Annotated in this window: 19 protein-coding genes; 9 read left to right on the plus strand and 10 right to left on the minus strand. The window is 68.4% G+C overall.

Features of this window, described 5'->3' with window-relative positions:
* Positions 1 to 34: 34 nt before the first annotated feature.
* Entirely contained in the window at positions 35 to 3,262 is a 3,228-nt protein-coding gene (locus DAT37_RS19060) for a BTAD domain-containing putative transcriptional regulator (protein WP_198654343.1), read from the minus strand.
* 27 nt (positions 3,263 to 3,289) lie between these two features.
* On the opposite strand from DAT37_RS19060, the gene DAT37_RS19065 reads away from it, so the two are divergent.
* A complete protein-coding gene (locus DAT37_RS19065; protein WP_109526194.1) occupies positions 3,290 to 4,009 on the plus strand; it encodes a hypothetical protein in 720 nt (239 codons plus the stop codon).
* Positions 4,010 to 4,027: 18 nt separating this feature from the next.
* Here the strand turns inward: DAT37_RS19065 and DAT37_RS19070 are convergent, their stop codons facing one another.
* Positions 4,028 to 4,696: an isochorismatase family protein gene (locus tag DAT37_RS19070; protein WP_109526158.1), complete on the minus strand. Its 669-nt coding sequence runs from the start codon at positions 4,694 to 4,696 to the stop codon at positions 4,028 to 4,030.
* A gap of 175 nt (positions 4,697 to 4,871) precedes the next feature.
* Here DAT37_RS19070 and DAT37_RS19075 point away from each other — a divergent pair, with 175 nt between their 5' ends.
* On the plus strand, positions 4,872 to 5,204 hold the full coding sequence (locus tag DAT37_RS19075; protein ID WP_109526159.1) for a histone-like nucleoid-structuring protein Lsr2: 333 nt from the start codon (positions 4,872 to 4,874) through the stop codon (positions 5,202 to 5,204).
* Between the two features lie 22 nt (positions 5,205 to 5,226).
* Here DAT37_RS19075 and DAT37_RS19080 read toward each other — a convergent pair whose 3' ends face one another.
* Positions 5,227 to 6,924, minus strand: a complete 1,698-nt coding sequence (locus DAT37_RS19080) for a SulP family inorganic anion transporter (RefSeq protein ID WP_109526160.1) — start codon at positions 6,922 to 6,924, stop codon at positions 5,227 to 5,229.
* 27 nt (positions 6,925 to 6,951) lie between these two features.
* Complete coding sequence (locus DAT37_RS19085; RefSeq protein WP_109526161.1) at positions 6,952 to 7,374, minus strand: DUF7144 family membrane protein; 423 nt, start codon at positions 7,372 to 7,374, stop codon at positions 6,952 to 6,954.
* A gap of 150 nt (positions 7,375 to 7,524) precedes the next feature.
* On the opposite strand from DAT37_RS19085, the gene DAT37_RS19090 reads away from it, so the two are divergent.
* Together DAT37_RS19090 and DAT37_RS19095 are read left to right on the plus strand one after the other, a co-directional pair.
* Positions 7,525 to 8,076 carry a DUF7144 family membrane protein gene (locus tag DAT37_RS19090; RefSeq protein WP_109526162.1) on the plus strand — a complete coding sequence of 184 codons (552 nt, stop codon included), beginning with the start codon at positions 7,525 to 7,527 and terminating at the stop codon, positions 8,074 to 8,076.
* Between the two features lie 133 nt (positions 8,077 to 8,209).
* On the plus strand, positions 8,210 to 10,033 hold the full coding sequence (locus DAT37_RS19095; RefSeq protein WP_109526195.1) for an alkyl/aryl-sulfatase: 1,824 nt from the start codon (positions 8,210 to 8,212) through the stop codon (positions 10,031 to 10,033).
* Positions 10,034 to 10,084: 51 nt separating this feature from the next.
* On the opposite strand, the gene DAT37_RS19100 is transcribed toward DAT37_RS19095, so the two are convergent.
* Together DAT37_RS19100 and DAT37_RS19105 are read right to left on the minus strand one after the other, a co-directional pair.
* Entirely contained in the window at positions 10,085 to 11,875 is a 1,791-nt protein-coding gene (locus DAT37_RS19100; RefSeq protein ID WP_198654344.1) for an alpha/beta fold hydrolase, read from the minus strand.
* A 235-nt stretch (positions 11,876 to 12,110) separates the two neighbouring features.
* Positions 12,111 to 12,839 (minus strand): GNAT family N-acetyltransferase, encoded by a 729-nt coding sequence (locus DAT37_RS19105; RefSeq protein ID WP_109526164.1) that lies wholly within the window; start codon positions 12,837 to 12,839, stop codon positions 12,111 to 12,113.
* Positions 12,840 to 13,204: 365 nt separating this feature from the next.
* Between DAT37_RS19105 and DAT37_RS19110 the strand changes: the two genes are divergently transcribed.
* The 3 genes from DAT37_RS19110 to DAT37_RS19120 all read left to right on the plus strand — a co-directional run bounded on the left by DAT37_RS19110 (position 13,205) and on the right by DAT37_RS19120 (position 16,826).
* On the plus strand, positions 13,205 to 14,419 hold the full coding sequence (locus DAT37_RS19110) for an LLM class flavin-dependent oxidoreductase (RefSeq protein ID WP_109526165.1): 1,215 nt from the start codon (positions 13,205 to 13,207) through the stop codon (positions 14,417 to 14,419).
* Between the two features lie 11 nt (positions 14,420 to 14,430).
* On the plus strand, positions 14,431 to 15,798 hold the full coding sequence (locus DAT37_RS19115) for an NtaA/DmoA family FMN-dependent monooxygenase (protein WP_109526166.1): 1,368 nt from the start codon (positions 14,431 to 14,433) through the stop codon (positions 15,796 to 15,798).
* 119 nt (positions 15,799 to 15,917) lie between these two features.
* A complete protein-coding gene (locus DAT37_RS19120) occupies positions 15,918 to 16,826 on the plus strand; it encodes an alpha/beta fold hydrolase (RefSeq protein WP_157978553.1) in 909 nt (302 codons plus the stop codon).
* Between the two features lie 35 nt (positions 16,827 to 16,861).
* On the opposite strand, the gene DAT37_RS19125 is transcribed toward DAT37_RS19120, so the two are convergent.
* Positions 16,862 to 17,719, minus strand: coding sequence for a DUF1206 domain-containing protein (locus tag DAT37_RS19125; RefSeq protein WP_109526168.1), 858 nt, complete (start codon positions 17,717 to 17,719; stop codon positions 16,862 to 16,864).
* Between the two features lie 288 nt (positions 17,720 to 18,007).
* On the opposite strand from DAT37_RS19125, the gene DAT37_RS19130 reads away from it, so the two are divergent.
* Complete coding sequence (locus DAT37_RS19130) at positions 18,008 to 18,445, plus strand: Fur family transcriptional regulator (RefSeq protein WP_109526169.1); 438 nt, start codon at positions 18,008 to 18,010, stop codon at positions 18,443 to 18,445.
* Between the two features lie 38 nt (positions 18,446 to 18,483).
* Positions 18,484 to 20,712 (plus strand): catalase/peroxidase HPI, encoded by a 2,229-nt coding sequence (gene katG, locus DAT37_RS19135; protein WP_109526170.1) that lies wholly within the window; start codon positions 18,484 to 18,486, stop codon positions 20,710 to 20,712.
* Between the two features lie 91 nt (positions 20,713 to 20,803).
* Here katG and DAT37_RS19140 read toward each other — a convergent pair whose 3' ends face one another.
* Genes DAT37_RS19140 through DAT37_RS19150 form a run of 3 tightly spaced genes read right to left on the minus strand, consistent with a single transcriptional unit; the run spans position 20,804 to position 23,028 of the window.
* A complete protein-coding gene (locus DAT37_RS19140; RefSeq protein ID WP_109526171.1) occupies positions 20,804 to 21,220 on the minus strand; it encodes a DUF427 domain-containing protein in 417 nt (138 codons plus the stop codon).
* Between the two features lie 24 nt (positions 21,221 to 21,244).
* A complete protein-coding gene (locus tag DAT37_RS19145) occupies positions 21,245 to 22,147 on the minus strand; it encodes an acyl-CoA thioesterase (protein ID WP_109526172.1) in 903 nt (300 codons plus the stop codon).
* Positions 22,144 to 23,028, minus strand: coding sequence for an LLM class flavin-dependent oxidoreductase (locus DAT37_RS19150; protein ID WP_109526173.1), 885 nt, complete (start codon positions 23,026 to 23,028; stop codon positions 22,144 to 22,146). The genes DAT37_RS19145 and DAT37_RS19150 overlap by 4 nt, the downstream gene beginning before the upstream one ends.
* Between the last annotated feature and the right edge of the window lie 49 nt (positions 23,029 to 23,077).

Genomic DNA, 23,077 nt, shown 5'->3' on the forward strand with positions numbered 1-23,077 from the left:
TTCGTCGACGTGAGGTTTTCGGACCCGGGTTACGCTATTCGCTGTCGGCGAAGGGCCAGCGCGCCAGCCGATCCCGCGCCCGCGACTCGTAGGGCCGCGCACCGAGCGCACGCGCGCGGTTCATCGCGGCGACCACCTCCGCGCGCGCACCCGCGCGACCGAGCATGCCCCGGGCGGTGCCGCGGTAGAGGCCCGACGGTCCGAGGCAGACGAGGCCGGGCCACTGCACGATCAACGTCTCGCCCCATCCCGCGGTCAGCGGTGCCAACACGGCGGCGAATTCGACCACGCGGTCACGACGGTCCGGGGCGTGCTGACCGACCACGAGCAGCGCCTCGAGCAGCAACGGCACCCGGACGACCAGGCGCGGCCCGTGCAACCGCCCCGGCAGGGCGACGACCTGCTCGATCAATCGCATGGCGCGCTCGTGATCACCGATCTCGGCGGCGGCCATCGCGACGACGATGGCGAAATCCTCGTCGAAATCCTCGGCCATGCGATCGGCTTCGGCCAGCGCCTCGCGCAGGCGGCCCCGATGCCACAGTTCGATCGAACTGCTGGTCAGCAGCGATGCCTCGGCGAGCAGCCGGGCCGGACCGTCGACGGCGCCGAGTCCGTCGGCGAAGGTCGTCATCAGCGTGCGCGACTGCTCGTAGTCGCCACGCAGCACGGCCAGCATCACCTGCCACCACAACTGGGTCGCCGCGAGATCGGTACCACCGTCGGCGGCGAGCCGGGTGAATTCGGCCGAGAGCCGCCGGACCAACCGCATATCCCCCGACTCGAGCGCGCAGACGCGGCGCAGATGGATCGCCGTCGCCAGCGCTTCGCGATCGTGGCCCGCGAGCTGCTCCAATTCCTCGGCGATCACCCGACGCTCGGCGACCGTGGTCGGCTCCCAGGTGCAGATGAACTCGGCCAAGCGCACCTGCCGCCACGACCGGCGTCCCGGCGCGCTGCGCGCACGCGCGTCGGCCAGCACCTCGAGGTCACCCGCGGTGCCGTGGATCGCGCGGTCCGCCGCTTCGATCGCCTCCACCTCGGCGACGAGATCGGCGTCCAGATCCTGCCGATGGGCCAGTGCTCGCGCCCGCAGCGCCGACGAACCGGTATGCACCACACCGTATCCGGAGAAGTAGCCGGCGACCCCGCGCGGCGCGGCGAGCAGCGCCGTGCGTGCCAGCGCGGTGCGGTCGTCGCGTTCGGCGCAACGTCTGCCCGCGCGATCGAAGGATTCGGCGGCGGAGTCGTAGTGGCCGAGCCGGTGGTGCGCCTGTCCGGCGAGGCAGTCGAGTTCGACGAGGAGTTCGGCGTCGCCCGGTTCGGCGTGCCGGATGCCGCGCGCCGCGAAATCGGCGCAATCGCTGACCGCATCGCGGCGTAGCGCGTCCCGCGCCGCCGTGGCACATGCCAGCGCGGCGGCGCGGTCGATCGAATCGAGGGCGGCGGCACTGCGGTGCAGCGCGGCGGACGCGGTGTCGTCGGGGCGTGACAGCGCGAGTGTGTCGGCGATCCGCCGGTGCAGCGACGCCTTCCTGACCGCGCCGAGCCCGGATACGACCGTGTCGCGCACCAGTTCGTGCCCGAAGCCGATCGTGTTGTCGGTCACCGAGACGATCTGCGCGGCAACGAGTTCGGCCACTGCTTCATCGAAACGCGCTGTGCCGTCGGCGGCCGCGGCGAGTCCGAGGGAGGCGCGAACGCCGAGTACGGCGAGCAGTTCGGCGAGGTCGCGCGCGGATTCGGTGACGGCGCCCAGTTTCGCCTCGGTGATCGCGGTGACCGCGCCGGTTCCGTGGACGGGGCGACCGGCGCGCACCAGATCGCACAGTTGCGCCGCGATGAACGGACTACCGAGGCTCGCGCGCACGATATCGGTGCGCGCGGCGGCACCGACATCGCCTAGTTCGGCGCGGACGAATTCGGCGACGGCCGTGTCGGACAGCGGCGCGAGGTCGACGGTGACATGCGTGCCCGCGGCGCGCAGAGACTGCACCGCGGCGGCCGTCTCGGCGGGCAACGCGTCGCCACGGACCGTGAGCAGGAGCAGGATCGGGTGGGCGCGCAGCACCCGCATCGCGGCGGCGATCATCCGCACGGAATCCGGATCGGCCCACTGCACGTCGTCGATGACCGCGACCATCCGGCCGGTCTCGCGGGTGATATCGGCGAACAGGGCCGCGAGCACGCGCGGGGTCGGGATATCGGGAACCACACGGCCCGACAGTGCCGCCTGGTCCAGCCACGGTGTCAGGGTCGCCAGCGGCTGGGCGCCGAAACCGCCGACGGCGGCGGTGAAATAGGCCGTGCCGCCGTGGCGGCGCACCGCGTCCTCGACCACGGCGGTCTTGCCGATCCCCGGTGCGCCGCGCACCGTCACCACGGTCAGCCCCTGCCGGGACCGCCGCCACGCGCGATCGAGAACACCCGCGACGTCGGCACGGCCGTACAGCGTCGAGACCGCCTCGACCGTCGGAGCGGCCGAGGCCGTGCGGATCTCGGTCTCCACCCGGACGGTGTCGGCACCGGGATCGAGTCCGAACTCCGCGCGCAGCGAACGGCGCAGCCGCACCAGCACATCGAGCGCTTCGGAGATCCGGCCGCAGTCGCGCAGCGCGAGCGCGAGCAGTCGGGCCGTGCCTTCCCGGAACGGATGCCGCTCGCGTTCGTCGGCGAGCAACGTCACCGCATGCCTGGCGCGGCCGAGCACGATCAGGGCCTCCGCGCACAGTTCGACGAGTTCGGACCGCAACTCGTCGAGCCGGGCGCGTTCGGGCGCCAGTTCCGCGACATCGTCGACATCGGACAGTGCGTCACCGCGCCACAGGCCCAGTGCCCGGTCGAGCAGTTCGACCGCGCGCCCGATATCGCCGTCCGCGACGGCGGCCCGCGCGTCGCGCGACCACACATCGAGCAGGTCGAGGTCGGTGCCCGATCCGTCACATCGCAGCACATAACCGTGGGTGTCGGTGTCGATGCGCAAGTCGGGCAGCGGTTTCAACGCCCGGCGCAACCGCGAGACATAGCCCTGCAACGTGACCAGCGCGCTGTCGGGCGGACTTCCGCGCCACAGCAGTTCGCACAGATACCCGGCGCTGCGCGTGGTGCGCTCGGCGGCCAGGATGACGAGCAGTTCCGCGTGTTTCCGCGCCGGAACCGCGATCCGGACACCGTCGGGGCCGCTCACCTCCAGCGGCCCGAGCACCGCGATCGCGGGCCGGACACGAGCGACGTCGCCCGACAAGGCACGCACCAGCGTCACACCAGCGCCCTCGCCGATCCTCGGCTCATGACAACCACGAACGAACTCCTGCCGACACCGACCACCACCGACGACCGGGCCCGCACGGGCAGCCCGTCCGGCGAAACTGTACTGCGAATGTGCGGCGCCGCGCTGACCATCGGCGGCGCACTGTGCATCGCGGGCGGCACCCTGCATCCGATCGTCGCGGGTAAGGGCCATTCCGTCGAGGCACTGACCAGCCCCGGCACGCCGATCGCGCAGACCCTGCTCGGTCTCGGCACCGTGCTGCTCGTACTCGGCCTGCCCGGTATGTACGCGTGGCTGCGGCCTCGGCTCGGCCCGGCCGGTTTCCTCGGCACGCTCACCTACCTGGTCGGCAATATCGTCACCGCCACCGGACACCTGACCGTCGAATTGTTCGTCGCCTACCCGTTCGCGTCCGATCCGGACACCGCGCATCTGATCGCCGACAACGACAATATGATCGACTCGACCGCGTTCATGCTGTTCAACACCATCGGCGGACTGGTGATGCTGGCCGGAATGGGTCTGCTCGGCGCGAGCCTGCTGCGCAATCGCGCGGTGCCGCGCTGGATCGCGGTGCTGACCCTGCTCGGCATGGTCGGCTTCTTCCTGCCCATTCCCGCGACGGCCGGACTGTCCGGGTTCATCTACGAAGCGCCGCGCGGTATCGCCGTGGCCGCACTCGGTGTCCTGATGATGCGCAGACCGCGCGGCTTGCGCCGGTGGGCCGCGCGGCCGTGACAACCGTGACCGCCGTTCTCATCCCGTGCCGGTGAGAACGGCGTCGGTATCCGAGCCGAGACCGCCGAGATACTCCACGGCGCGATCCAGCGCCCACACCTCGCCGATCTTGTGCGCGATATCGAACAGATTCGCCTTGTGCACGCGCCGGTCCCGATCACCGACCGCGTCTTCGACGACGATGGGCACGAATCCGTGCTGCAACGCGTCCAACGCGGTCGCGCGGACGCATCCGCTGGTGGACAGCCCCGCGATCAGCGCCGTGTCGACACGCTGGGCGGTGAGATAGGAATGCAGGGTGGTGCCGAAGAACGCGCTGGGATAGCTCTTGGTCACCCGGAATTCGTTCGCGTTCGGGGCCAGTCCCTCGATGAAATCGGCGAACGGACTGCCTTCGCAGAACGCGACGAGACCACCGGATTTGCGGAAGAAATGGCCCGCGTCGGCGCCGTCGGCGCGCAGCCGTACCTCGGTGACCACGACCGGAATTCCGGCCCCGCGCGCGGCGGCGAGCAGGACGCGCATCGCACGGACCGGTTCGTCGACCCCGGCGTAGAGCGAGCAGCCGGGGTCGACATAAGCGCGGGCGGGGTCGACGAGAATCAGCGCGGGCCTCGTGCCCGGGGTGAGCTCGCCGCCGAATCCGGCGGTGGCGTAGTCGGCGGCGAGGTCGTCGGGAACCGGCATGGCGGATCACTCCCTCTCGGTGAGGTGATGAATCGGATAGGCGATGACCTCGAAGATATGCACGGCATGTTTCCCCCCGGAACCGATCGGGTTACGGACGCTCCGCAGGAGCGAAGACGACATTCGGGCTACGATGACGTCTCATCGTTCGGGTCGATCATCGAAGGAATATGGAATGGCGCGCAAGGTCACCGTTGAGCTGGTCGATGATTACGACGGCAAGTCCGAGGCTCAGGAGACCGTGCGTTTCGCCGTGGACGGCGTGGACTACGAGATGGACCTGTCGGTACTCAACGGCGCGCGACTACGCGGCATCTTCGAACAGTGGACGCCCCACGCCCGCAAGGCGGGCCGGGTGCCGCGCGGCGAGAACGGCTCCGGCCAGGCCACCGATCGCGAGCAGGCCCAGACCATTCGCGAATGGGCGCGCAACAACGGCATGGAGGTCTCGAGCCGTGGCCGGATCTCGGCGGAGGTCGTCGAGGCCTATCAGAAGTCGAACGCGTAGCCGGGTCGTCGCCGCGAGCGGTTCAGCCGTCGGAGGAGGCCGGGGTCTCCGGTAGGTCCGCGACGGCGTCGGTGACGGTCGCGAAGACGGCGATCGCCATGTCCTGTGGGATCGCGGTCCCCAACTCGTCGCCGAACTGTCCGATGTAGCGGGCGATGCGGAAGTCGATCCTGCGGCGGCCGAGACTGTCGCGCAGGTCGGAGAGCATCATCGCGGCGGTCACGTCGATGGTCGGCGAGGTTTCGGCATCGAGCACGACCAATCGGGTCCGGTCGGTGCACAACTGTTCGACGCGGTCGCGGACGTAGTCGGCGTTGGCGAAGTACAGCCCCGACTCCACCCGCACCACCAGCAGGTCCGGTCGGCGTGGCAGGTCGGGATGACGGTCGGCGTCCAGCCACAGGGTGCCGCTGCGGACCACGGGCACGATATGCGGCCGGGAACTGCGATAGACCAGTAGCAGGATCGATATCCCGATGCCGATCAACAGACCGGGCAGCGTGTCGAATACGAGGACGCCGATCATGGCCGCCGCCGCGGCGGTGAAATCGGTACGGGCCGCCTTGCCGTAGATCCCGCCGAGTCGCACCGTCCACACCCGGTACAGCCGTCGCAGCGCGGGGAAGTCGACCAGCTCGATCACCGCGGCGATCACCACACCGGCCAGCGTCGCCTCGGGCAGTTTCTCGAACAGGCCGGTGAGGAACAGCAGAGTCAACACCGTGAGACCCGCCACCACGAGGCCACTGACCTGTGTCTTCGCACCGGCGGAACCGTTGACCGCGGTTTTGGACAGACTGCCGTTGACGACCATGCCCGAAGCGAGTCCCGCGCCCAGATCGGCCGCGCCGAGCCCGACGAGTTCCCGGTTGGGGTCGACCTGGTAACCCTGTTTGGCCGCATAGGTCTTCGCGGCTCCCAGGCCCTCGGCGAAACCGATCAGCAGCACCCCCGCCGCGGGCCCGAGCAGATCGAGGTAGTCGCCGAAGGCCACACCGTCGGGCAATCCGACCGAGGGCAGCCCGGCATCGATGTGGCCGACGATGTCGACGCCCCGGTCGTCCAGACCGAGAACCGACACCGCCGCGATGCCGAGCAGCACCGCGAGCAGCGATCCCGGTACCAGCGGCAGCCAGCGTTTCAGGCCGATGACCACGGCGAGACTCAGGAATCCGACGAGGGCGGTCTGCCAGTGCAGGTCGCCGAGCCCGGTCAGCACCCCCCACAGCTGGTCGAAGAAATCACCGGCGGTCTTGTCGATGCCGAGCAGTTTCGGCACCTGGCCGATGATGATGGTCAGCGCCAGACCGACGATGAAACCCTCGAGAACCGGTTCGGAGATGAAGGCGGCGACGAAACCCAATCGGATCGCGCCCGCCACCAGACCGAGCAGACCGGTGGCGATGGCCAGTCCGGCCGACAGGGCGATGTAGCGGCCGCCGTCTGCCCCGGCGATCGGGGTGATGATGGCGGCCGACAGCGCGGCGGTCGCCGACATCGGGCCGACGACGAGGTGACGTGAACTGCCGGCGAGCGCGTACAGCACCAGCGACGGAACCGCGGCGTAGAGACCGACGACCGGCGGCACCCCGGCGATCGAGGCGTAGGCGAGTCCTTCGGGAACGAGAACGGCCCATACCGTCAGGCCCGCGAGAATATCGGGGCGCAGCCACTGCCTGCGGTATCCGGCGAGCGATTCGAACACCGTCCAGCGTGCCATCCTCACACCGCCCGTTCGCTGGTTCGGTCACCGACCGCGCACGTCACCTCGGCGCCGGGGATGCCAGGTGACCACGGCCCAGATGACGACGACGTCGAGCACGATGAGCAGCACCGACCACAGCGGGTAGTACGGCAGCCACAGGAAGTTGGCCAGGATCGACAGCGACGCGAATCCGATCGCCGCGCCGCGACCCCAGGCGGTGCCCGTGACCAGCGCCAACGCGCAGACGATGATGAGCACGCCGAGCACGATGTGGATCCAGCCCCACGTGGTGAGGTCGAATTCGTAGATGTAGTCGATGCCCGTGACGAACACCTCGTCCTCGGCGACGGCCGAAATACCTTGCAGCAGTGACACGATGCCGAGCACCATCAGCAGGATCGCGGCGCCGATGGAGGTACCGGCGGCGAGGCCCTGCCGTCCGTGGTGATTGTCCGGTGCGGTCATCTCCGACTCCTTCCGAGCACGGGTTCGACGGCGACTATGCCCGCGACACCCACGGGGGCGCCTCACCCGCTCGGGGTGAGCGATCGGTGGCGACGGCGCTCACCCGAATCGGATGAGGCGCCGCGCGCGGGGAAGCCCGACGATGCCGTAATGGTCAACGAGAAACTGTGCCCGGGATGTATGAGCCCGGTGCGCTATTCGGGGATGAATTCGCCTCCGCGACAGCGAATTTACCGCGGCCACCACGCCATGCCGAGCACGCCGCGCCCGTCCGTGGCCTCGGTGCCGCCGGTGACCTACGTCGAGGAGGCCGGGCTGTCCTCGCGGCAGGCCGCGGCCTCGGTCGCGGCCATCGCGTGGGCGGTGTTCCTGATCGCGGCGGGCACGATGTCGATCCTGCTCGGCGTGATCTGCTTCGCGGGCAACCACGTGGTGCTCGCCGATATCGCCGCCGTCTACCGACTCGGCGCGGGCGCGATGGGGTGGATCCACCTCGGTCTCGGTCTCGCGCTGATCATCTGTGGTGTGGGCTCGGTCGTCGGGCGGACCTGGGCGCGGATCGGCGCGGTGATCTGCGCGATGGCGTCGATCGTCGCCGATTTCGCGTGGCTGCCGCACTATCCCGGCTGGGCGGCCGTGGTGATCACGGTGAAGGTGGCCGCCATCTGGGCCATGGCCGTCTGGCATCCGGCAGATATGTGAACCGCTCCTCGAATTCCGCCGTCCGGCGTATCACCCACCGGGGGTGATACGCCGGACCCGCCGATTCCCTACCGTGGCCGACATCGGCGTATTCGTCCGCGAGAAGTCGACATATTCGGAAACGAGGAAATATATGAGCACATCGCTGAACTTCGACGATACGACCGATTTCGACAACGCCACGCGCGGATTGATCGCGGCACTGGAACCGGCGGTGATCAAGGCCGCCGACGGCCGGGTTATCTGGGACGGACAGGCCTACGATTTCCTCGACGGTGAATGCCCCCCGACCGCGAATCCCAGCCTCTGGCGGCAGGGCCAATTGTGCAACAAACAGGGTCTGTTCGAGGTCGCCGAAGGTATCTATCAGGTGCGCAACCTGGATCTGTCCAATATGACGGTGATCGAGGGCGACAAAGGCGTCATCGTCATCGATCCGCTGATCTCGGCGGAGACCGCGGCCGCGGCGCTGGCCCTGTACCGGGAGAATCGCGGCGACCGGCCGGTGACCGGCGTCATCTACACCCACTCGCACGCCGACCATTTCGGCGGCGTCCGCGGTGTCATCCCACCGGGACACGTCGCGGTGCCGGTCCTCGCCCCCGAGGGATTCCTCGAACACGCCGTGAGCGAGAACGTCTACGCGGGCAACGCGATGACCCGGCGCGCGGTGTTCATGTACGGAGCCGGGCTGGGGAAGGGTCCCGACGGACAGATCGGCTGTGGTCTCGGCATGACCACCTCCCTGGGATCCGTCGGCCTGGTCCCGCCGACCGTGGACATCACCCACACCGGGCAGGAGGAAGTGATCGACGGGGTCCGCATCGTCTTCCAGTTGACCCCCGGCACCGAAGCGCCCGCCGAGATGAACTTCCTCTTCCCCGATCGCCGCGCGCTGTGCATGGCCGAGAACGCCACCCACAACATGCACAACATCGTCACGCTGCGCGGCGCGCTCGTGCGTGATTCACGCGTGTGGGCGGAGTATCTCGACGAGACGATCGGAATGTTCGCGGACGAGGCCGATGTCGCGTTCGCCTCGCACCACTGGCCGACCTGGGGGCGGGACAACTGGACGGCATGGCTCGCCGGACAGCGCGACATGTACGCCTACATGCACGATCAGACGCTGCGCCTGACCAACAGGGGCCTGACGGGTTCGGAGATCGCCGAGGAACTCACCTTCCCGTCCGCGCTGGAGAGCCTGTGGGCCAACCGCGGGTACTACGGATCGGCCAGCCACAACATCAAGGCCATCTATCAGCGCTACATGGGGTGGTTCGACGGCAATCCCGCGCATCTGTGGGAGCATCCCCCGGTTCCGCAGGCGCAGCGCTACGTCGCCGACTACGGCGGGATCGACGCCATCGTCGCCAAGGGCCGCGCCTACGCCGACGACGGTGATCTGCGGTTCGCCGCGACGCTGCTCAACCACGCGGTTTTCGCCGAACCCGGCAACGACGACGCCAAGCGCGCACTGGCCGATGTGTACCAGCGCCTCGGCAGCGGGGCCGAGAACGGGACGTGGCGGAACTTCTACCTGGTCGGCGCCCACGAACTGCGCCACGGCACGACACCGACCGATATCAACACCACCGGCCCCGAGATGATGGCGGCCCTGCCCGTCGACATGATCATCGATTCCCTCGCCGTCCGCATCGACGGTCCGCGCGCGGCGGATTCGCCGCTGACCATGGATTGGGATCTCCTCGACGAGGGCAAGGTCATCCGGCTCACCCTGTCCAACGGCGCGCTCACCCACCGCGCGCACACCACCGCGGCTCCGCTGCGGGGCGCGGCCGATCTGACGCTGCACCTCACCAAGGAGCAACTACTCGAACTGCTGGTGGGCAAGGGACTCGACGGCATCGGCGTCGACGGTGATCCGGCGGTGTTGAAAACGCTGGTGGACCTGCTGGATACACCCGACCCGCAGTTCCCGATCGTCGTTCCCTGACAACAAACGCACCGTGGCCCGGATCCTCGACGGATCCGGGCCACGAGCGTGTCAGCCGAGCGGAATCTCCACGAAACACGCTGCGCCGTCGAAGGATCCGACGGTGATCGTCGCGTCGAGGATGTTGTCGGTCGAGTAGTGCGGGTCCATGCTGTCCACGACCGCCATCAGGCGGTGACCCGGAGACATGTCGTAGGCCGCGGCCTGCATTTCCCACACGGGGGTGGCGGGCAGCCCCGAGGAGACCGTCATCGGTTCGTGGGTGATCATCCGGCCCACCCCGTCGGCGTCGACATCGAGCAGATACACGATCACCGTCGCCGCGGATTCGGTGCTGTCGATGCCGAGCCGAACCCTCGGGATACCCCGGATGCGCCGGGAGGAGGCGAACGGTTCGGTCGACCACACCAGGGCGTGACCGCGGTCGATCTCGTCGACCCGGTAGGCCTTAGGATTGCCCTCCCACTCCCGCTGCCCGGTGCTGAGAATCGCGTCCATGGCGACGATCTCGGGTTCCTTGCCCACCGAGAAACTGCGCCGCCACCCGGTGGTGTCGGCGGTGGCCTCGGGGAGCAGCGCGCCGTCACCGCTGCCGTGCGCACCGGTCAGGATCAGCGTCTCGGTATCGGTGGTGACCGCCGACCAGGACCGCTTCTGTTCGCGGCGGGCCGGTTCGATGATGACGTGGTCGCCGTTGTCGCCCGCCGGAGTCGTCACGTAGGTGAACATGACCTGGTTGGTGACCTCCGGCCAGGTGTCGACGCCGTTGTCCTCGTCCATGAGGTAGTGGTCGAGCCAGGCGTAGGCCTCACGCAGGGCCACGTTCGGGGTGAGGGAGGGAGCGATCAGGCCCGGCCCCTCCGGCACCGCGTGATCGCCGATCCACATGCTCAGATGCTTGGGGCCGGTCAACTTCTGGAAGGTTCGCAGCATCTGATTCGGCGGGAAGAGGCCCTCGTGCCAGGTGTTGCAGAAGAAGGTCGGCACCGGACCCGCGCCGCCGACGTAGTTCTCCGGCGAGCGTTCCTCGCCCCATTCGACGACGGGATCCATATCGCCGCCCTCTTCGAACCTGGTGAGGATCTCGAGGGTGTCGGCGTCGAATTTGTCCGCGCGGTCGCCACCGGTGAGATCGAGCAGCGCGGCGACGGTCCTGGTGTGACGGGTTCCGTTGTCGTAGAGGCTGGTCGCCAGATTGCCCCAGGTGCTCAACGCGACGACCGCGTCGACCCGGTCGTCCTCGGCGGCGACCAGCTGGCTGATGCCGGAACCGTAGGACTCGCCGAAGAACGCGACCCGGCTGGGCGCGAGGGCCTCGATCGCGAAATCGAGCACCTTGCGTCCGTCTTCGCGGTCCAGCGGACCCGCGACGTCGACCGTGCCCTCCGAGGTGCCGATCCACGGCTTGTTCGTCCCGGGGAAGGTGGTCCAGCCGATGCCGCGCGGGGTGTAGGCCACCACGTGGTAGCCCTTCAGCGCGAGGGTGAGGTAGCCGTACTCGAACAGCGGCCAGCCGACCGGCGTCCATCCGGCGGGGATGACGACCAGCGGACACGGCCGGGTGGTGATCTGCTGCAACATGTGCGCCGAGAGCCCGACACCGTTCGCGCCGGGAATGCGGTGGAATGTCGGGACGACCATGTTCAGTGCCCGCTCCACGACGTCGCCGAGTTCGTCGGGCACCCGCCCTTCGGCACTGCGCGCCCGGACCGCGTCGACCAGGGTCGCGGCCATGCGCACCGCCTCGGGCCGGACCGAACCGTCGGGGTCCCACATGCCGTGTTCGGAGATACGAGCGACCTGTTCGGCGGTGATTCCGATGCGGGAATCCTCTTGTGCCAAAACTATCTCCTTCCGTGACGTGCCAATGTTTTTTTTCGGTCTTCGTCAACGTGCGCCACTCGAAAGCCTGACATGGTCGAGAAAGGACCGCCCGCTGTTTCGATCGTGGGCGTATAACGATCTCGAATGGCTTTCGCCAGAACAATTTCGATGATTCCGGAGAATTGCCGAACCGACTCGAATTACGGAAATCGGGGGATATGAAACCGACGGCGCGCGCGTGATCCGCGGTGGATCAATTCACGCCGGGCGCGGGCACCGGCGGCCGGACGATCGTCAGTTTCGCGCGGGCGCGCACCTTGAATCCCAGGCTCTCGTACAGGCGTATCGCGGTGACATTCGAGGCGAGGGTGTGCAGGAACGGCCGCTCGCCGCGTTCCCCGATGCCCGCGCCCACGGCACGGATCAGGCGCGAGGCGAAACCCCTGCCGCGGAATTCGGCGAGGGTGCACACAGCGCTGATCTCGGTCCAGCCCGGTGGGCGCAGTCGTTCTCCCGCCATCGCCACCAGCCTGCCGTCGATCCGCAGGCCCAGGTAAACGCCCATCTCTATCGTCCGTGGGAAGAACGGACCCGGTTCGGTACGGGCGATCAATTCGAGCATCGCCGGAACGTCGTCGGCGGTGAGCACCTCGAGTTCGGGATCGTGGGCTACGCGCAGGGCGGTGCCGTCCATCTGTAGCGAGTCGAGTTCCTGGAGGACGGTCCAATCCGACGGCAGCGCGTAGCTCTCGCCGCGCAGGCCCGCGGTGCCGTCCGGTCCGAGGAATCCGGCCAGATCGGCCCAGTCCTCAGCCTCGGGCGCCGGCGGATGGGCGATGAATCCGGCGACCTGCGGGTCGTAGCGGATGATCCGGCCCGCTCGCTCGGCGAATCGGCGGTGCGCGCCGCGGAGCGAAGCCCCGACGGGATCGTCGAGCGGGTGCCCGGTGGTCTCGAGGTGGATGGTCCGCTCAGTGGTCACCGCACTCCTCCACGTCGTCGCCCGAACCTACGAAGCTAGTCGACCGGAGGAACACGGGGCACCGGTTGCGCTCATCGCGATCCGTGGCAGCGGCGAGCACCCATCTCAGGAGGCTACGATCCGATTCTGCTCGGGGACAACGTATTTCCCCGCGATCGACCTGATTTCAACGGTTGACAGCCTCGTCGACGAGAACCGCGCCGGTGTCTTCGTCCGACAAAAGGCCAGGCGGAACGGGTCGGCGCGACACGACGACGCGTGCGATGACGCGGACCGCCCGGCAGCGGCCGCGAGAGCGGATCCCGGGAGGCGCGGATTCGCGCGTTGAGTGACACAGCCTTCACGCAGCACAGAAACGGGAGACGATGGCACCGAACCCACTCCATATCGGCGTCGCGCTCGACGGAGCAGGCTGGCATCCGGCCGCCTGGCGAGCGCCGAACTCACGTCCCGCCGAATTGTTCGGTCCCGGCTATTGGACCGATCTGGTCACCACCGCCGAACGCGGACTGCTCGACTTCGTGACCATCGAGGACACACTGACGATTCCCGGACCACCGCACACCCCGGCCGACGATGCCGTCGACCGTGTACGGGCCAGGATCGACGCCCACCTGATCGCGGCGCGCGTCGCGCCGGTCACGCGCCGGATCGGCCTGATACCCACGGTGACCACCACCCACACCGAACCGTTCCACGTCTCCACAGCGCTGGCCACGCTCGACTACACCTCGCTCGGCCGAGCGGGCTGGCAGGTACGGGTGTCGGGTACCGCGCAGGAGGCCGCGCATTTCGGGCGACGTACCGTGCCCGATCTCAGCGCCGCCGAACTGGGCGAAGCGCTGCGTTCGGGTGTCTATCCGGCCCACGTGCACGATCTGTTCGATGAAGCCGTGGACGCCGTCGAGGTGGTGCGCCGGCTGTGGGACAGCTGGGAGGACGACGCCGAGATCCGCGAGGTGTCGACCCGGCGCTTCATCGACCGCGACAAATTGCACTACATCGACTTCGAAGGCCGCTTCTTCAGCGTGCGCGGCCCCTCCATCACCCCGCGTCCGCCCCAGGGGCAGCCGGTGGTGACGGCGTTGGCCCATTCCCCGCTGGTCTACGAATTCGCCGCGCGCGTCGCGGATGTGGTGTTCGTGACCCCGGGACGCGCGGCCGGGCCCGGCCACATCCTGGAACAGGTCGCGGCGGCCTCGGCGCGGGCCGAACGCGGCGGCGAACCGCTGCGGGTCTACCCCGATCTGGTCGTCTTCCTCGACACCGACGACGAATCGGGAGCACAGCGCCTGGCTCGTCTGGACGAACTCTCCGGAGGTGAGTTCTCCTCCGACGCCGCGATTTTCACCGGAAGCGCGGACGATCTCGCCGACCTCCTGCTCGAGTGGAGCGCACAGGGCGCGGACGGATTCCGGTTGCGCCCCGGCGTCGCCGTCGACGACCTGACCGCCATCACCGACCGACTCGTCCCCGTCCTCCAGCGGCGCGGCGCGTTCCGCGCCGACTACCCGGACGGGTCGCTGCGTTCGCTGCTCGGCCTGTCCGCCACCGCCCCCAACCGTTACACGACTGTCTGAGCGAGGTCACCGTGAGCACCCCACGTAAGCAGGTCATCCTCGGCGCCTACCTCGGCGGCGTCAACCATCACACCGCCTGGTGGCATCCCGAGGCGGGCAGCCAGATCGATTTCAGCAGTTTCGAACACACCGCCAAGACCGCCGAACGCGGCAAATTCGATTTCTTCTTCCTGGCCGAGGGACTCATCCTGCGCGAACGCGCGGGCGAGATCTTCGACCAGGACATCATCGGCAGGCCCGACACCTTCACGGTGCTCGCCTCGATCGCCGCGGTCACCGAACATCTCGGACTCGCGGGCACCATCAACGCCACCTTCAACGAGCCGTACGAGCTGGCCCGCCAGCTCGCGAGCCTGGACCACCTGTCCGGCGGGCGGGCCGCCTGGAACGTGGTGACCTCCTTCGACGCGTTCACCGGCCAGAACTTCCGTCGCGGCGGCTTCCTCGATCCGGCCGACCGCTACGTGCGCGCCGAGGAGACGCTCGAGGCTGTTCGCGCCCTGTGGGATTCGTGGGACGCCGACGATATCGTCGCCGACAAGGATTCGGGCCGGTTCCTGGCCCGCGCCGATGCCGGGGCATTCGCCTTCCGCGGCAGCCAGTTCGACATCTCCGGCCGGTTCACGGTGCCGCGCAGTCCGCAGGGCAGGCCGGTGATCCTGCAGGCCGGCGTCTCGCCGCAGGGGCGCGATTTCGCCGCGGCCAACGCCGACGCCATCTTCTCCCCGTACGGCAAGCTGCCCGAGGCCGCGGACTTCTACCGCGACATCAAGGCGCGCGCCGTCGCCGCCGGACGCGCCGCCGACGACATCAAGATCCTGCCCTCGGCCAGTTTCGTCCTCGGCGACACCGAGGCCGACGCCGTCGAGAAGTACCACGCCGTCCGCAACGAGCAGGTCACCGGCCAGACCGCGCTGATCCTGCTGGAACAGATCTGGAATCGCGACCTGTCCGGCTACGACCCGGAGGGCCCGGTCCCCGATATCGACCCCGATCCCGAAGCCCCGCCGATCATCCGGGGTCGCGCCTTCGTCCACCAGGACCGATTCGCGACGGTCGAGCGACTGCGCCAGGTCGCCGAGACGAAGAAGCTCACCCTGCGCGAGGTGGTCATCGACCAGTTCGAGCGCGGTCCGCTGGTCGGCACCGCGGCCCAGGTGGCCGAGAAGATCGACGCGTTCGTCCAGAACGACGGTTCCGACGGTTTCATTCTCGGATCGCATCTGGTGCCCACCGGATTGGACGAATTCGTCGACCAGGTGGTGCCGCTGCTCCAGGATCGTGGCGTCCTGCGCGCCGACTACGAAGGGACAACCCTGCGCGACAACCTCGGACTCCCCCGGGTCGGCTCGACGGTCACCGTCTCGTCCGACGCCTGAGTTCGGCGGCGGCTCCGGGTATCGAATTCTCCGACGCACGGAGCCGCGACCGACCATTAGCCATACAGTTATCCGGACAGGTGTATACATTTCGGCCCGGGTGACATTAACCTGTGGGCGTGACAGCGACGACGCCGACACTGCGGCAGGCCGGGAAGCACCGATTCACCGTCTACGAGACACCCGCGGACAACGCGTCGGCCTACGCCCTGTTGCTCCACGGGTTCCCGCAGAGCGCGGCCTCGTGGACCGACGTGGCGCGACGGCTCGCGGCGGGGGGCGTCGCTTCGGCTGCCCCGGATCAACGGGGGTATTCGCCGACCGCGCGTCCTTCCGAGGTGGACGCGTACCGCCTCGGCGAATTGGTCGACGACGTGCTCGGACTGTGCGCGACGCTGCCCGCCGAGCGGGTACACCTGGTCGGACACGATTGGGGCGCCGTCGTGGCCTGGGCCGTCGCGGCCGAGTATCCCGAACTCGTCGCGTCGCTGACCGCGGTCTCGGTCCCGCATCCCGCGGCGTTCGCCCATTCGATGGAACACGACCCGCGACAACGCGAACTGTCGCAGTACATGACCTCGATAGACGACGGCAGCATCGACGCGGCACTCCTGCTCGCCGAGGGCGGGGCGGCATTGCGGCTGGCTTTCGGCGACGCGGTGCCCGCCGCGCTCGCGGATCGGCACATCGCGGTGCTGTCGGAGCCGGGAGCGATGACGGCGGCGCTGAACTGGTATCGCGCGAAGGGGTCGGATTGGGAACGGGTGCCCGCGGTCTCGGTGCCCACGACCTTCGTGTGGGGCGAGGAGGATATGGCGGTCACGAGGGAGGCCGCGCAACGATGTGGCGACTTCCTCACCGGTCACTATGAATTCGTGCCGCTCACCGGCATCGGGCACTGGATTCCGGAGCAGGCCGCCGAAGCGCTGGCGTCGATGATCCTCTCTCGTATCGATGGTGCTCGCAGCGGGCCGACGACCGGAGAACAGGCGATGCCGACGACGCGAGGCGCGCCACCGGTTCGGTGACGCGCCATCGCCGCTGTCGTGCTGGAACGGAACACTCACATCTTCGCGTGCCGGGCCCTGACGAAGTTGTAGACGCCATAGGTGATGATGCCCAGGCCCGCGACGACGAGCAGGAAGACACCGTAGGGCTGCGCGCCCAGGGTTTTCAACGCCCCGTCGAGCCCCGACGCCTCGTCCGGCTCCGATCGGGTGGTGGCGACGATCACGAGCACACCGATGCCGGCGATCGCGGTGCCCTTCGCGATATATCCGACGGTGCCGAGTTTGCGCGTCACCGAGCCGACGCTTCCCTCGAGATCCTTCACGAAGCGCTGGGTGGCGCCCTTGTACAGGTAGTAGCCGCCGATCGCGATGATGGCCAAGGCGATCAGGACGAGGGCGATCGTGCCGGAGGTGCTCTGCATCATCCGGGCGGTGAGCCCGGAGTTCTGCTCGCCGCTGGATTTACCGCTGCCACGCGCGAACGAGATCGCGGAGACGGTGAAGACGAAGTACAGCACCGCCTCGCCGAACGCCTTGCCGCGGTGGAAGACCAGCGATTTCGTGCTGTCGGGACGAGGCTTCGACGAGCTGCCGACGACCGATTCGATCAGTCGCCACAGCCCGAGCGCCGCGAACGCGACAGCTCCCACCCACAGCACGACCCCACCGCCCGGCTTCTCCGCGAGTTCGGCCATGGCGCCGGACTGGTCCGCGGAATTGCCCTCGCCGCCGAACGCGAGCCTGATGGCGATGTAGCCCACGAGAAGGTGGACGATCCCGGTCATGATGAACCCCGCGCGGGCGAAGCGTTCGAAGGCGCTGTTGCGGGTCAACCGTCCGGCCGTCGCGGACACACCGGCTCGCGATGACGACGCCGTCGACGGTGCCGTGGATGCTGTGATTCGACTCATATCGCTTTCCTCTGACAGGTAGCGGTGCCGGGAGGCACACCACACCCCACGTGGGGCTGTCGATGAGACAGCGGTCTCTCCGCTCGCTCCGGTCCCATCGACGTGAACGATCGGCGAATACCCGGGAACCTCACCTCGAAACCCGAACAGGCACGCGGTGTTTCGATACGATCCGATCGGGCGTCGCACCGATGGATGAACCGGCGAGGACCGGGTATCCCCTTCTCTCCGAAAATTGAATCGGACAAACTCTTGACTCATTCCAGAAAAGCGAGTCATAGTGTCAGGGTGTCCACGACGCCGGATTACCCAGAGCAGTTGCGAGCGGCTGCCCTGCGTGTGACCCAGCCGAGGATCGCGGTGCTGGACGCGGTGCGCACGCACCCGCACGCGGATACGGACACGATCTACGGAGTCGTCCGCACGGCGCTGACCGGGGTGTCCCGGCAAGCCGTGTACGACGTGCTGCACGCCCTGACCGCCGCCGGACTCGTGCGACGGATACAGCCGTCCGGCTCATCGGCCCGCTACGAGTCGCGGGTCGGCGACAACCACCACCACCTGATCTGTCGTTCCTGCGGGCTCATCGTCGACGTCGACCGCGCCGTCGGCGACACACCCTGCCTGAACGCCGCCGACGACAACAGCTTCGAGGGTTTCCAGCTCGACGAGGCCGAAGTCATCTACTGGGGCCTGTGCCCCGGCTGCACCACATCACGGATGTGATCACAGCCTGATCACACCCTTTTTCGGAAGGAATTGCCATGCCCGAGGAACATCCGCCGATAGCGGAAGCCAACACCGAGCCCGGCTGCCCGGTGATCTCCGGCCTGCGCGCGCACCCCACCGAGGGCGGCGGAAATCGCGACTGGTGGCCCAACCAGCTCAACCTCAAGATCCTGCAGAAGAATCCGGCCGTCGCGAATCCGATGGGCGAGGATTTCGACTACGCCGCCGCGTTCAAGACCCTCGATCTCGCCGCGGTGAAGCAGGACATCATCGATGTCATGACCACCTCGCAGCCGTGGTGGCCCGCCGACTACGGCCACTACGGTCCGTTGTTCATCCGGTTGGCCTGGCACGCGGCAGGCACCTACCGCATCAAGGACGGCAGGGGCGGCGCGGGCGCGGGCATGCAGCGGTTCGCGCCGCTGAACAGCTGGCCGGACAACGCCAGCCTGGACAAGGCACGGCGTCTGCTGTGGCCGGTCAAGAAGAAGTACGGCAGCAAACTGTCGTGGGCCGACCTGTTCGTCTACTCGGGCAATGTCGCGCTCGAGGACATGGGTTTCACGACCTTCGGTTTCGGTGGCGGCCGGGTCGACCAGTGGGAGCCCGAGGAAGATGTCTACTGGGGTCCCGAGCACACCTGGCTCGGTGACGAACGCTACTCCGGCGACCGCGATCTCGAAGCACCGCTCGCCGCGGTCCAGATGGGCCTGATCTACGTCAATCCCGAAGGGCCCAACGGCAATCCGGATCCGCTCGCCGCCGCGATCGACATCCGCGAGACGTTCCACCGGATGGCGATGAACGACGTCGAGACCGCCGCGCTGATCGCGGGCGGGCACACCTTCGGCAAGACCCACGGCGCCGGTCCGGCCGACCTGGTCGGTCCCGAGCCCGAGGCCGCGCCGCTCGAGGAGCAGGGGCTGGGCTGGCGCAGCGGTTTCGGCACCGGCGTCGGCAAGGACGCCATCACCAGTGGTCTGGAGGGCGCGTGGACGCCCACCCCGAAGGCCTGGGACAACAGTTTCATCGAGACGCTCTACGGCTACGAGTGGGAGAAGACCAAGAGCCCCGCGGGCGCGTGGCAGTGGATCCCCAAGGACGGCGCGGGAGCGGGCACCGTGCCCGACGCCCACGATGCGACCCAGACCCACACGCCGGTCATGCTGACCACCGACCTCGCGTTGCGTTTCGACCCGATCTACGAGCGGATCACCCGCCGGTGGCTCGACCATCCGCAGGAGTTCGCCGACGAGTTCGCCAAGGCCTGGTACAAGCTCACCCACCGCGATATGGGTCCGGTGGTGCGTTACCTCGGCCCGCTCGTCCCGCAGGAGACCCTGCTGTGGCAGGATCCGATCCCCGCGGTGACCCACGACCTCGTCGGGGCCGATGACATCGCGGCACTCAAGAACCAGATCCTGTCCTCCGGTCTGACCGTGTCGCAACTGGTCTCGACCGCGTGGGCCGCGGCGTCGTCGTTCCGCGGCAGCGACAAGCGCGGCGGCGCGAACGGCGGCCGGATCCGGTTGCAGCCGCAGATCGGCTGGGAGGTCAACGAACCCGACGAGCTCGCCCAGGTGATCCGCACGCTCGAGGGCGTCCAGGAGGCGTTCAACGCCGCGCAGTCGGGCGGCACCAGGATCTCCTTCGCCGACATCGTCGTCCTCGGTGGCGCGGCCGCGGTCGAGAAGGCCGCCGCGAGTGCGGGATTCGAGATCGAGGTGCCGTTCACCCCGGGCCGCGCCGATGCCACCCAGGAGCAGACCGACGTGGAGTCGTTCTCCGCGCTCGAGCCCGCCGCCGACGGTTTCCGCAACTACCTCGGCAAGGGTAACCGGCTGCCCGCCGAATACCTGCTGGTCGACAAGGCGAACCTGCTCACCCTGAGCGGGCCCGAGCTGACGGTCCTGATCGGCGGCCTGCGGGTGCTGGGCGCGAACTACCAGCAGTCCACGCTGGGCGTTCTCACCGACACCCCGGAGACGTTGACCAACGACTTCTTCGTCAACCTGCTCGATCTCGACATCACCTGGTCGCCGGTCTCGGGCAGTTCCGAGGACGCCGAAACCTTCGAGGCCCGTGACGCCTCCGGCACGGTCAAGTGGACCGGCAGCCGAGCCGACCTGGTCTTCGGCTCCAACTCGCAACTGCGTGCGCTGGCCGAGGTCTACGCCACCGACGACGCGAAGGAGAAGTTCGTCCGCGACTTCGTCAGCGCGTGGGTGAAGGTCTCCGAACTCGACCGGTACGACCTGGCCTGATCCGACACACGACAACCCGTGCGCGTGGTGCGCACGGGTTGTCGTGGTTCTTCGGCGCGAACGCGTGGCGCGGGAGTACCCGCCCGCCGGGTCAGCTCTTGGGGGGATAGCCGACGACGGCGGGGGTGGCGACGCCGAGGCGGATGTGGAGGGTGTCCTGGTAGAAGGCGACGTGGTTCTGTAGGCGCGCGACCTGGAGGATGGGGTCGTCGTAGCTCCAGCACAGCGGGGTTTCACCGTCGCCGTCGAAACGCCAGTAGCTGGCCTGACCCTTGAAGGGACAGCGCGTCGATACCGACTCGTCCCGGCGCAGTTCGACTCTCACGTCCTCGCGGGGGAAGTAGAAGACCAGGCCGTGGTCCTGTTCGTCGACGAGCAGCGGGCGGGTGGTCTCGGCGATGAGCCGGTCGCCGAGGTGGGCGGTGACCAGGTTGCGGCGTCGATGGATGTCGACGCGGTAGTCCGGTCGCTCATCGAAGGCGGAGGGCTGTAGCGATGGCGAACTCATCGGATGGTCCTTTCCGTACGGTGCTCAGAGCCGCGCCGAGGCGGGAATGGCGGAGACGTCACCGGCGAGCGGGCGGATGAGCGCCTCCTGGGTGAACGAGGCGATCAGCCTGCCGTCCTCGGTGTGCACGAGGCCGCGGACGTAGGACATTCCCGAACCCACCTGGGTGCTCTCGTGGGAGTAGAGCAACCAGCCGTCCCACCCGAGTGGTTCGTGGAAGCTGACCGTCACGCTCATCACGGCGGTCGAGATGGTGTGGTGGGCTTGGCTGGTGCCGACCCCGGCGTGCGCGCGCATGGTCGTCGACACCGACAGGTGGCCGGTGAAATGCGCGAGCAGAGCCTTGGCGAGATCGTCGCGGTCGGGGATCGGGTCGTAATGCAGCCAGGCGTGCAGCTCGGGCGGGCCGACCTCGTCCGGATCGTTCACGTCGGCGACATCGACGATGCGCAGTTGACGCCCCGTCATCGGCATCCACGCCTCGATCGCTTCCGCGGGACCGGCGACGGCGGGACGCGGCACGTGGTGGCGGATCACATCCGCCGACGGAACGTCGGCCAGGATCGTCACCGACGCGCAGCGGCGCGCACCCTGGTGCACCACCACTTCCGCGCAGGCGATGGATCGGCCCTCGTGGGTGATGTCGACGGCGAATTCGACGGGCAGATCGGCGTCGGCGGCACGCGCGAAGACGACGTGCGCCGAGCGAATCGACTTGCCCGGCAGCAGTTTCGCGGCGGCCACGATCGATTGGGCCAGCAGTTGGGTGCCGTCGACCACTTTGCGGGAACCGCCGTCGCTGGTGCCGGTGAAGCTGTTCTCGCCCGCGGGCCGCACGTCGAAGATATCGAGCATGCGCTGGACCGACGATTCGAGGTCGGGACCGTCGTCGGTCACGATTGCGTGCTCTCGCGCCGTTTCGGTCATGCTGACTGCTCCTCACTGGGCCCGGTGGCCGCGAACTCGCGCGGCGGGCCGGACTCCACTCGGCGTAACGCCTGCTCGTACTCGCCCGGTCCGGGATGGAAACCCTCCAGCCACCAGGTGGCGCCCGCCGCGGCGACCGCGGCGACCCTGTCGACGGTTTCCGCGGACCGGTCGGCCGGAGTCCGGCCTGTCACGACCATATCGAACGGTGTCGAACTCTCCCGATGCGCGCCGATGATCCGCGTCATCTCGCCGACGATCTCGGGGGTCGGCGCGAACGAACCGTCGGGTCCGATGATCATCGGGGCGAAACCGTCCCAGCGCGCCGCCCGGCGCAGGGGCGCGCGGCTGGGCCAGTTGCCGCCGATCCAGATCGGTGGGCGGGGCCGCTGGACCGGAGTCGGCAGGAAGGTGACATCGGTGGCGGTGAGGTGCCGGCCGGTGAAATCGACCCGCTCGCCGGACCACAGCGCGGCGAGCAGATCCAGGCCCTCGTCGAGGCGGGCCGCGACTTCGCGGGGCTCGATCGATTCACCCCAGGTGCCGTATTCGGCCTCCAGCGGGAACCCGAGTCCCGCACCGAGGACGAGGCGGCCGTTCGAGAGTCGATCCAGCGAGGTCGTCTGCCGGGCCAGCGTCCCGGCCCGGCGCCGCGCGATCGGAGTCACCAACGGGCCGAAGGAGATTCGCTCGGTAGCGGCGGCGACCAGGGTCAGCAGCACCCACGGGTCGGCCACTTCGACGGCTCCGAACGGGAAGACGACGTGGTCCCACACGTAGAGGCCGTCCCAGCCCGATTCCTCGGCGCGCCGGGCCAATTCGGCGACCCGCCGCGGATCGGCGAATTCACCGAGACACGGCACACACAGTCCGAATCGCACAGTGTGCCTCCATTCCCTTCCGGAGAAGCGGCGTGACCGGGCATCCGGC

The organism is Nocardia aurea (assembly GCF_003123685.1).
GTDB lineage: Bacteria > Actinomycetota > Actinomycetes > Mycobacteriales > Mycobacteriaceae > Nocardia > Nocardia aurea.

Coding starts and splice junctions, on each gene's coding strand:
- DAT37_RS19145 (WP_109526172.1), bottom strand. CDS start 22,147: ATGACCGAAACGGCGCGAGAGCACGCAATCGTGACCGACGACGGTCCC.
- DAT37_RS19070 (WP_109526158.1), bottom strand. CDS start 4,696: ATGCCGGTTCCCGACGACCTCGCCGCCGACTACGCCACCGCCGGATTC.
- DAT37_RS19080 (WP_109526160.1), bottom strand. CDS start 6,924: ATGGCACGCTGGACGGTGTTCGAATCGCTCGCCGGATACCGCAGGCAG.
- DAT37_RS19090 (WP_109526162.1), top strand. CDS start 7,525: ATGGTCAACGAGAAACTGTGCCCGGGATGTATGAGCCCGGTGCGCTAT.
- DAT37_RS19075 (WP_109526159.1), top strand. CDS start 4,872: ATGGCGCGCAAGGTCACCGTTGAGCTGGTCGATGATTACGACGGCAAG.
- DAT37_RS19110 (WP_109526165.1), top strand. CDS start 13,205: ATGGCACCGAACCCACTCCATATCGGCGTCGCGCTCGACGGAGCAGGC.
- DAT37_RS19085 (WP_109526161.1), bottom strand. CDS start 7,374: ATGACCGCACCGGACAATCACCACGGACGGCAGGGCCTCGCCGCCGGT.
- DAT37_RS19095 (WP_109526195.1), top strand. CDS start 8,210: ATGAGCACATCGCTGAACTTCGACGATACGACCGATTTCGACAACGCC.
- DAT37_RS19065 (WP_109526194.1), top strand. CDS start 3,290: ATGACAACCACGAACGAACTCCTGCCGACACCGACCACCACCGACGAC.
- DAT37_RS19125 (WP_109526168.1), bottom strand. CDS start 17,719: ATGAGTCGAATCACAGCATCCACGGCACCGTCGACGGCGTCGTCATCG.
- katG (WP_109526170.1), top strand. CDS start 18,484: ATGCCCGAGGAACATCCGCCGATAGCGGAAGCCAACACCGAGCCCGGC.
- DAT37_RS19140 (WP_109526171.1), bottom strand. CDS start 21,220: ATGAGTTCGCCATCGCTACAGCCCTCCGCCTTCGATGAGCGACCGGAC.